Source organism: Anabaena azotica FACHB-119, assembly GCF_014697625.1.
GTDB classification, from domain to species: Bacteria; Cyanobacteriota; Cyanobacteriia; order Cyanobacteriales; family Nostocaceae; genus Trichormus; species Trichormus azoticus_A.
This window is the reverse complement of the sequence record NZ_JACJSG010000058.1, coordinates 38422-46119: the sequence shown is the minus strand read 5'-3', so window position 1 is coordinate 46119 and position 7698 is coordinate 38422. Positions and strand designations below refer to the sequence as shown.

Below are 7698 nucleotides of genomic sequence, written 5' to 3'. Positions count from 1 at the left end.
TACCAATTACCAATTACCAATTACCAATTACCAATTACCAATTACCAATTACCAATTACCAATTACCAATTACCAATTACCAATTACCAATTACCAATTACCAATTACCAATTACCAATTACCAATTACCAATTACCAATTTTTAAAACTGCCTTAAAAAGCGTAAATCACTAGCATACAAACGACGAATATCATCGATTTGGTGTAATACCATTGCGAAACGTTCTACGCCAAAACCAGCAGCAAAGCCAGTGTAAATTTCTGGGTCATAACCTACAGCTTTCATCACGTTGGGATCGACCATTCCGCAACCCATCACCTCTAGCCAGCGCCCATTCCACTGCAAATCAACCTCAGCCGAGGGTTCGGTGAAGGGGAAATAACTGGCGCGGAAACGAATTGGTAACTCACCAAACATCGCTTGTAAGAACACCTTAATAGTGCCTTTGAGGTCGGTAAAAGTTAACCCTTCATCAATAGCTAACAGTTCAATTTGATGGAAAACTGCCGAGTGGGTAGCATCCACATTATCGCGCCGATAAACTCGCCCTGGAGCCACAATTCTTACTGGTGGTTCCTCTTTTTCCATGTAACGAATTTGTACAGATGAGGTATGAGTCCGTAAGAGATTACCATCTGGCAGGTAGAAGGTATCCTGCATATCACGGGCGGGGTGGTCTGGCGGGGTATTAAGAGCTTCAAAATTGTAGTAATCTGTCTCCATCTCATACCCTTGCGCCACCGTGTAACCCAAGCCGACAAAGACATCTAGCGCCCGGTCGATAATACCATTTAGGGGATGAATACGCCCTTGGGGACGGTAAATACCCGGCATAGTGACATCAAGCGTTTCCGCGTCTAACTGCGCCTGAATTTGGGCAGATTCCAGAGTAGCGCGTTGCTGGTCTAAACTAGCTTGTAGGGCTTCCTTGACCGTGTTGGCGATCGCTCCGATTTTCGGCCGTTCCTCCGCACTCATCTGCCCCATACTCCGCAGCAACGCCCCCAGTTGCCCTTTCTTACCCAGATAATTGACTCTGAGTTCCTCCAGACGTTCGAGGGTATTGGCGGCGGCGATCGCCTCTTCTCCTTCCTGCCGCAATGCTAAAAGTTGAGCTTCTAAGTTGCTAGTCATTAGTCAATAGTCCATAGTCAATAGTCAATAGTCCACAGTTTTGGACTATTCGACAAATAACTTTAGTAGTATGCCATTAATTAACCCAAGACAAGGGTTAAAAGCATAGCTCTTTTTACCAGTTTAGAGGCGATCGGCAATAGGAGTATCTTTTATGGTCGAATCTTTAACTGTTGACTGTTGACTGTTGACTATGGACTATTGACTATGGACTATTGACTAATAACCATGAAACTACTAATTAGCAATGATGACGGCATTTCCGCATTGGGTATTCGTACTCTAGCTAACGCTTTAGCTGAGGCTGGCCATGATGTAACTGTAGTCTGTCCAGATAGAGAGCGATCGGCTACTGGTCATGGACTGACTTTACACCAACCTATTCGCGCCGAAATTGTCGAGTCAATTTTTCATCCCAGCATCAAAGCTTGGGCTTGTGATGGTACTCCCTCCGACTGTGTGAAATTGGCACTTTGGGCTTTATTAGATTCTCCCCCTGATTTAGTTCTCTCTGGAATTAATCAAGGTGCGAATTTAGGAACGGAAATCTTGTATTCTGGTACGGTGTCTGCGGCGATGGAAGGCATGATTGAAGGTATCCCCAGCATTGCTTTTAGCTTAACCAGCCACCTTGTCAGAGACTTTCAACCTGCGGCGAAGTTTGCCACCATCCTAGTAGAAAAACTAGCGGTCAAACCCATCCCCGATTTGATGTTACTGAACGTGAATATCCCGGCTGTGCAATGGGAAGAAATTGCTGGCGTTAAACTCACTCGCCAAGGGGTACGGCGTTATGTTGACGTTTTCGACAAGCGTATTGACCCTCGTGGGAAAACTTACTACTGGTTAACTGGAGAGGTTTTAGAAGAAGTCGAACCCCCAGAAGGTTTAAACCTGCCCCAACAAGTACCCATTGATGTTCATGTAGTGCGTAATAACTACATCAGCATCACGCCATTACAATACAACCTTACCTACGCCACCGGACTAGATAAATTATCTGATTGGAATTTCTCCTTGTCGTAAATTAGGGGTGTAGGGGTGCAAGGGTATAGGGGTGTAAGGAATGATTATTCTGTCTTTGGTTGTTATTAAGTCATAGCTAATTCCTTCATTAAAACCTACACTCCCCAATCCCCAATCCCCAATCCCCAATCCCCAATCCCCAACACAAGAAAATTTAGGCTATAAAGTTATGAGCCTTCTTGATATTACTGATACATCAATTTTGGGAATAATGAGGTAGGAGCCTTGTGTTACCTCACCTAGTTAACATGGTCTACCGAAAACAATGTATGCTGTTCTACCAACAACCTTATTCTCTATCTCTATACGGTAAAACAGCATAGATTCGACAAAACAAGCTACACACTTGTGTTTATGCCCGCTCAGTCCAGCAAACAATACCCATGTCAAGGATAGAGAACCAATTTACTGTGCAATTTTGGGGAGTTCGTGGTAGCATCCCCTGTCCAGGGCCAAATACAGTCCGCTACGGTGGCAATACTCCTTGTGTGGAGATGCAGGTAGCAGGTAAACGCTTAATTTTCGATGGCGGTACAGGACTGCACGTTTTGGGTCAATCTTTATTGCGTCAAATGCCTATAGAGGCGCATCTGTTTTTCACTCATTCCCACTGGGATCATATGCAGGGGTTTCCCTTTTTCGTGCCTGGGTTTGTTAAAGGGAATGATTTTCATATTTATGGTGCGATCGCTCCTGATGGTTCGACTGTAGAACAACGGCTCAACGATCAAATGCTCCATCCTAATTTTCCCGTACCTTTGCAAATCATGCAAGCTAACCTGCAATTTCACGATGTGGAGCCAGGAAAACCCATCCATCTCCATGAGATTACTATCGAAACAGCACCGCTCAACCATCCAGGTGAAGCTGTAGGTTATCGAGTTAACTGGCGCGGTGGTGCGGCGGTTTATATCACCGATACAGAACATTTTCCCGATAAATTGGATGAAAATGTCCTACAGTTAGCTCGCAATGCCGACATCCTGATTTATGATTCCACCTACACCGACGAAGAATATCATTCTCCCACATCGCCGAAAATTGGCTGGGGACATTCGACTTGGCAAGAGGCTGTCAAATTAGCAAAAGCGGCTAATGTCAAAACATTAGTCATTTATCATCATGACCCTGCCCATGATGATAATTTTTTAGATCAGGTAGGCGCACAAGCATTCGCCAAGTTTTCTGGCGCAATTATGGCAAGGGAAGGAATGGTACTTCAGGTTCCTGTGTCAGTTCCCTTATCAGAATCTTTTCGGGTTAGTAATTTTTTAGGTTAAAATTTGCCATCGGAGTAATTGTAGATTTTAGATTAGATTGGTGATAAGGAACTATCAGCCCTAGATTGTACCTGTAATACCATGTTTGCGATAGGTAGCCTTGTTTCAAATTGCTGAAATAGACTATGAATCAAGGTTTTGAATCTGTCTTGGAAAGTTTGCTCTCTCCGAGACGCTGCGCGAACAAGTCGGCATAGCCGCCCACGCAACTTTCCGCAAAATTCCAAATCTAAAATCCCAAATTGGTATATGGTATTGTGCAACTAACTGATAGTTAAATAAACCTCAAATCCCAAAATCCAAGTGCTAAATCTGTCTCAAAATGGGTGTTCTGTGTGGGTTGCTTCTGGAAACGAACTGGTTCTTACGCCAACGGCTGTTGCTCTTGGTAAATTTGATGGAGTGCATCTTGGCCATCAAAGAGTCATTCAACCAGTTTTACAGCCAACAAGGAGCGGACAAACAAGGGGAGAGGCTGGGAATGACCCATTAGCCCCAACCCGCAGCCCTTCAGCAACACCACAAGAACGGATATACTCAACAGTTGTCACTTTTCGCCCTCATCCCCAAGAGTTTTTTACCGGACAACCCCGGACTTGGTTAACTCCCTTAGATGAGAAAGTACAACAATTGCGATCGCTTGGGGTAGACCAACTAGTAGTGCTACCCTTTGACAAAGAATTAACAGCTTTGTCGCCGGAAGAGTTTGTGGAAAAAATTCTGGTGCAACAACTACGCTGTCAGCACATTAGCGTCGGGCAAGATTTTTGTTTCGGCAAAGAGCGTCGTGGTACTGCCAGGGATTTGCAGTTAATTGCCGCAAAATACCAAATTCCTGTTACCATAGTACCCTTAAAAACTCCCCAAGGACAATTTCCGCGAGATAGCAACTGTGGTAGTTTTGAAACTCTAGAGGATGCCCCCATTAGTACCTCACTAATTCGTCAAGCTTTAGAAACAGGCGACCTCAAAAATGCCAACCGCTTCTTAGGAAGACCCTACACCCTCATCGGCTTGGTGGTTGAAGGTAAACAACTCGGTAGAACCATCGGTGTCCCTACAGCCAACCTGGAACTACCAAAAGATAAGTTCATTCCCCGTCAAGGAGTTTACGCCGTTCGTGTCAAAATCTTGGCACAAACACCAGATGCAAATTTACCACCAGAAATTTTAGGAGTGATGAATATTGGCAACCGCCCCACAGTCAATGGTACATATTCATCAGTAGAAGTGCATCTGCTCGATTGGTCTGGAGATTTATATGGTAAACAATTAGCGGTGCAGCTAATAGAATTTCTACGCCCAGAACAAAAATTTCCCTCCCTAGATGCCTTAAAAGCGCAAATTCAACAAGATTGTACTGTCGCTAGACAAGTTTTAATTAGGGTGTAGGGAAGGGGGAAAGGGGAAAGGGGAAGGGGGAAAGGGGGAAGGGGAAAGGGGAAAGGGGAAAGGAAGAAGCCTTTAACAACTGACAACTGATAACTGATAACTGACAACTGACAACTGACAACTGACAACTGATAACTGACAACTGACAACTGATAACTGATAACTGATAACTGACAACTGATAACTGACAAAATGTGAATTTTGCATTGATTAAGTGGGAACACTGTAAATACAGGAATGGGGAATAGGGCATAGGTTATTCTCCATTCCAGTTTCTTATCTCATATCTTGCACCACTCTGTTATTGCGAAAATCTGAGCTTGAAACCCTTATGATTTCGTAGGGTGGGGAGTGCATCGCCACTAGCTTATTGAGAAGGTGCAAGATGTCAGTTATAGCCCCATCACCATCCTCTGTATTGCATGAGAGAAAAAATTGACGCTTTAACCCAAAATCTGAACCTTACCATTGTTGGCAAAACTGAAGCCATACGTTTAGTTTTAGTGGCACTTTTAGGTGGTGGTCATGCCTTACTAGAAGATGTCCCTGGAGTAGGCAAAACTCTTTTAGCCAAGTCCCTAGCCCGTTCACTGGATGGCACATTCCAAAGGCTACAATGTACTCCTGATTTACTACCCACAGATATCACAGGGACTAACATCTGGAACCCCAAAAGCGGCGAATTTAGTTTTATGGCTGGGCCAGTGTTTGCCAATATTGTGCTAGCAGACGAAATCAACCGCGCCACCCCCCGCACCCAGTCGGCTTTGCTGGAAGTGATGGAAGAACATCAGGTGACTGTTGACGGAGTTACCCGGCCAGTTCCTTACCCTTTCTTCGTCATTGCTACCCAGAACCCCGTTGAATATCAAGGTACATTTCCCCTCCCAGAAGCCCAAATGGACAGGTTTATGTTGTCCTTAAGCTTGGGTTATCCTGGGGCAGATGAAGAATTACAAATGTTGCAAAATCTCCAACATGGTGTCAAGGTGGGTGATTTACAACCTTGTATGACCTTGGCAGAGGTATCACAATTACGAGAATTGTGTTCTCAAGTCAAAGTAGAAACTGTTTTACAGCAATACATTCTGGAATTGGTTCGGGCTACACGCCAAGATGAAGAAATTACCTTGGGTGTGAGTCCAAGGGGGACTGTCGCCCTGCAAAAAGCTACCCAAGCATTAGCATTTTTGTTAGGGCGTGACTATGCTATTCCTGACGATGTAAAATTTTTAGCGCCTTATGTGCTTTGCCATCGCTTAATTCCCAGAGGCGGACGTAATGCCAGAAGTATAGTTGATAGATTATTGCGATCGCTCCCCATACCTTAATCTGTTAGGATCGCCTACAAAATGAGGTGATGGTCATGAAGGCGATCGAAGTTACTGGCAAAATTGATTCTCAGGGCAATCTCATTCTAGACCAGCCAATTCAAGGCACAACTTACCCTCATCAAGTGCGGGTAATTGTCTTAGTTCCCGAACAGGAGGAAACAGAAGAGATTGACCCTGATGATACCCCGATTGAAGAAATTAAAGCCAGCTTGAGGAGGTCATTACAAGAAGCTAAAGAGGGAAAACGTATACCCCTATCCCAAATGTGGGAGGGAATTGATGCCGAATGAACAGCCATTGGTATTCATCGATTTAACTCCTGAATATCAAAAAAGCTTACGCGAACTATCTAAAAGATTTCGCAATATTCGCTCTGATGTTCAACCAATTATCGAGCAATTACAGCAAGGGAACTTTGCCGGAGACAGAATTGCAGGTTTTGGCGAGGAATACATTGTTTACAAGGTGAGAGTCCGCAACAGTAACATTCAAAAAGGTAAAAGTGCGGGATACAGGCTGATATATCAAGTTGAGTCCCCGACAAGTATCTTGCTACTAGCAATTTATTCTAAGTCTGACAGAGAAGATATCGGTTTAAATGAACTGCGAGAGATTATGGCTGACTTTTATGGTGAGTCAACTTAGGTACGTCTTATGATAAAGCAACAAGTGCCACATCTACGTATCTGGGAATGTGAGGAATGTCAAATCTGGTAAGAAAGAAGTCCCGTACTCGCTCACTCAAACGCCGACCTCTAGGTTTAATTGTGATTATTCTCACCTGGAGTTTAGCTATGGGTTGGTTGTTAGCCTTAGCCACAAGCGCCCACAGTGCTACACCCACAGCAGAAATTGGCACTGTTGATGTCATCCCCCCAGGACAACAACTGGGTCAAGAACTTTATTTAGAAAATTGTGCTACTTGTCACATTGGTATCCCACCTGCGGTTTTACCCAGCGAAACTTGGCGCAACCTCCTACAAGATTCACAGCATTATGGCGTACAACTCAAACCCTTAATCGACCCACCACGCGCCCTAGTTTGGCGATATCTTTCCACCTTTTCCCGTCCCCAGCTACCAGACGAAGAAATCCCCTATCGCCTTACAAATTCTCGTTATTTTAAAGCATTGCACCCCAAAGTAAAATTACCTCGCCCCGTGCAGTTAAATAGTTGTGTCACCTGCCATCCCGGTGCAAGTGAGTATAATTACCGTCGCCTCAGTGCTGAATGGGAGAAGTAGAGGGATCAGTTGACAGTTATCAGTTATCAGTTATCAGTTATCAGTTGACAGTTGAGAGAGGTTAAAGGCTTCTTCCCTTCCCCTTTCCCCTTTCCCCCTTCCCCTTTCCCCTCTTTCCCCCTTCCCCCTTCCCCTCTTTCCCCCATCGGATATTCCTACTTACCAAGGATCGGCGTTCTCTGCCTCATTGGGGGGTGAAATGATACTATTAGAACAGTCTCAATTTTAAACTGCGAATAAAAACGCTCGTTTAGTAAACTGGCTAAATCAACATTTCTGTTGTTGAG

Annotated in this window: 8 protein-coding genes; 7 read left to right on the top strand and 1 reads right to left on the bottom strand. The window is 44.4% G+C overall.

The features are described 5' to 3' along the window. Positions 1-142: 142 nt before the first annotated feature. A complete protein-coding gene (gene pheS / locus H6G83_RS29765; protein ID WP_190478838.1) occupies positions 143-1135 on the bottom strand; it encodes a phenylalanine--tRNA ligase subunit alpha in 993 nt (330 codons plus the stop codon). Positions 1136-1363: 228 nt separating this feature from the next. On the opposite strand from pheS, the gene surE reads away from it, so the two are divergent. The 7 genes from surE to H6G83_RS29730 all read left to right on the top strand — a co-directional run bounded on the left by surE (position 1364) and on the right by H6G83_RS29730 (position 7411). Continuing rightward, positions 1364-2161, top strand: coding sequence for a 5'/3'-nucleotidase SurE (surE, locus tag H6G83_RS29760; protein WP_190478836.1), 798 nt, complete (start codon positions 1364-1366; stop codon positions 2159-2161). Between the two features lie 383 nt (positions 2162-2544). Beyond that, positions 2545-3441 (top strand): MBL fold metallo-hydrolase, encoded by an 897-nt coding sequence (locus H6G83_RS29755; protein WP_190478834.1) that lies wholly within the window; start codon positions 2545-2547, stop codon positions 3439-3441. Positions 3442-3744: 303 nt separating this feature from the next. After that, a complete protein-coding gene (locus H6G83_RS29750) occupies positions 3745-4833 on the top strand; it encodes a bifunctional riboflavin kinase/FAD synthetase (protein ID WP_190478831.1) in 1089 nt (362 codons plus the stop codon). A gap of 422 nt (positions 4834-5255) precedes the next feature. Then, the gene (locus tag H6G83_RS29745) at positions 5256-6164 is read left to right on the top strand and encodes an AAA family ATPase (protein ID WP_190478829.1); all 909 of its coding nucleotides are present in this window, start codon (positions 5256-5258) and stop codon (positions 6162-6164) included. A gap of 35 nt (positions 6165-6199) precedes the next feature. Then, positions 6200-6457, top strand: coding sequence for a type II toxin-antitoxin system RelN family antitoxin (locus H6G83_RS29740; RefSeq protein WP_190478828.1), 258 nt, complete (start codon positions 6200-6202; stop codon positions 6455-6457). Next, positions 6447-6812 (top strand): type II toxin-antitoxin system RelE family toxin, encoded by a 366-nt coding sequence (locus H6G83_RS29735; RefSeq protein WP_190478826.1) that lies wholly within the window; start codon positions 6447-6449, stop codon positions 6810-6812. Before H6G83_RS29740 ends, H6G83_RS29735 begins: the two co-directional genes overlap by 11 nt. A 56-nt stretch (positions 6813-6868) precedes the next feature. Beyond that, positions 6869-7411, top strand: coding sequence for a cytochrome C (locus H6G83_RS29730; RefSeq protein ID WP_190478824.1), 543 nt, complete (start codon positions 6869-6871; stop codon positions 7409-7411). Positions 7412-7698 lie beyond the last annotated feature (287 nt).

Excerpts from the sequence above, each read along its gene's own strand:
- pheS (WP_190478838.1), bottom strand. The coding sequence starts at position 1,135 with ATGACTAGCAACTTAGAAGCTCAACTTTTAGCATTGCGGCAGGAAGGA.
- surE (WP_190478836.1), top strand. The coding sequence starts at position 1,364 with ATGAAACTACTAATTAGCAATGATGACGGCATTTCCGCATTGGGTATT.
- H6G83_RS29755 (WP_190478834.1), top strand. The coding sequence starts at position 2,545 with ATGTCAAGGATAGAGAACCAATTTACTGTGCAATTTTGGGGAGTTCGT.
- H6G83_RS29745 (WP_190478829.1), top strand. The coding sequence starts at position 5,256 with ATGAGAGAAAAAATTGACGCTTTAACCCAAAATCTGAACCTTACCATT.
- H6G83_RS29740 (WP_190478828.1), top strand. The coding sequence starts at position 6,200 with ATGAAGGCGATCGAAGTTACTGGCAAAATTGATTCTCAGGGCAATCTC.
- H6G83_RS29735 (WP_190478826.1), top strand. The coding sequence starts at position 6,447 with ATGCCGAATGAACAGCCATTGGTATTCATCGATTTAACTCCTGAATAT.
- H6G83_RS29730 (WP_190478824.1), top strand. The coding sequence starts at position 6,869 with ATGTCAAATCTGGTAAGAAAGAAGTCCCGTACTCGCTCACTCAAACGC.